The following is a 1595-nucleotide window of genomic DNA, read 5'->3' on the forward strand; positions in this document are numbered from 1 at the left end:
CGACCAGGATGAGGCCGCCGATGAGCAAGTAGCCGTGGCCTGTGCTGAAATCCATGCGTGCCGTCCCCGGACCTGGCACATTAATGCCATTTCGCTCGAACACCTATCGCCCCTGGCAAGATTTGGCTGCCGCCCATGCGCTAGCTTCGCAACCAGCCCTAAGCCGGCAACCCACTTTTCGGTAAGGCCGGGACACTTGGCCTGGCTAAGGCAGGCGCAGGCCTTGCGCTTCCATGTGGCGCTTCCAGCGGTTGCGCAGCTCGCCTGGACGGCAGCCGATGCGCTCGTCGAGAAAGGTCGCGGCGCTGATGCGGTCTGTCCGGAAATGGCGGAAATCCTGGCGCAGCTCGCACCAGGCCGCCAGCAGCCGCACCGTCTCGGCATAGCCGATCATCGTCGGCCAGATGACGCGTTCGCTCTCCTCGTTTCGCTCGTTTCGGTAGCGGATGCGGATCTTGCGGCCCTCGCGGATCGACGCCCGAGCCCGCGCGATGTCGAGCCCGTCCGGCAGGCTCGCCCGGCTGAGCGGCGCGCCGACACTGGGCTGACTGACGAAGGGCCGCAACCGCTCCGGCACCACGGTGGCGATCTTGGCGATCAGGTCGCGCGCCGCGCCTGCCAGCACAGCGTCACCCTTGTCGGCCACCCATTGCGCGCCGAGCACGGCGGCCTCCAGCTCGTCCGGCGTCAGCATCAGCGGCGGCATGTCGTAATCGCGGTCGAGCACATAGCCGAGGCCGGCCTCACCGCGGATCGGCACGCGCTGTCCCATCAGGTCGGCGATGTCGCGATAGACGGAACGGCGCGACGTCTCGAGTTCCTCGGCGATCTGGCTGGCTGTGATCGGGCGAGGCGAGCGTCGCAGGATCTGGATGATCTGGAACAATCTGTCGGCGCGGCGCACGGCATGTCTCCTGTTGCCACTATGGTGGCAGCAGGGATGGTCCACAAGACGGGTCACGGCGCCGCAACGCGCTCACGACCAAGGAAGGAAAGACCTGATGAATTTCGTCTCGACCCGCATCATCACCGCCGACGTCGGGCGGCTTGTCGACTTCTACGAAAAGGCGACCGACGCGAAACTCACCCGCTACACCGAGGACTTCGCCGAGCTCGCCACCGATGCCGGCACGCTCGCCATCGGCAGCACGCGCACGCTTCAGCTATTCGGCGGCGACCATGTCGCGAGCCCCGCCGCCAACCGCACGACGATCATCGAATTCCGCGTCGCCGATGTGGATGAGGAATACCGGCGGTTGGGCGGTCTTATCGAAGGCGCGCTGGTGCAGGCGCCGACCACGATGCCCTGGGGCAACCGCTCGCTGCTGTTTCGCGACCCGGACGGCAATCTGGTGAATTTCTTCACGCCGGTGAAGGCGGAGGCGATTGCGAAGTTCGATAGGTGAGGGCGAACCTTCACCTTCGTCATCCTAGGGCGGAGCAAGGAGCGAAGCGACGCGCGCAGACCCTGGGATCCATGCCTTGATCTGGGAGCGTTGCAACGGGTGCGGAATTCTGATTGGCCGCATTCGTCGGCGATCGTCACGGCATGGCAACTGTGTTCATGCGAATGCGGTTTTGTCGCGAATGATGGC

The 1595-nt window shown here is 65.2% G+C and carries 2 protein-coding genes; one reads left to right on the plus strand and one right to left on the minus strand.

Annotated elements, in window-relative coordinates; all coding sequences use genetic code 11:
• Positions 1-205: 205 nt before the first annotated feature.
• Positions 206-904 (minus strand): YafY family protein, encoded by a 699-nt coding sequence (locus tag Q0L57_RS15170; protein WP_296743905.1) that lies wholly within the window; start codon positions 902-904, stop codon positions 206-208.
• A 97-nt stretch (positions 905-1001) separates the two neighbouring features.
• Between Q0L57_RS15170 and Q0L57_RS15175 the strand changes: the two genes are divergently transcribed.
• Positions 1002-1406, plus strand: a complete 405-nt coding sequence (locus tag Q0L57_RS15175; RefSeq protein ID WP_296743906.1) for a glyoxalase/bleomycin resistance/extradiol dioxygenase family protein — start codon at positions 1002-1004, stop codon at positions 1404-1406.
• Positions 1407-1595 lie beyond the last annotated feature (189 nt).

It is taken from the genome of Mesorhizobium sp., from assembly GCF_024509055.1.
In the GTDB taxonomy this organism is placed as follows: Bacteria; Pseudomonadota; Alphaproteobacteria; order Rhizobiales; family Rhizobiaceae; genus Mesorhizobium.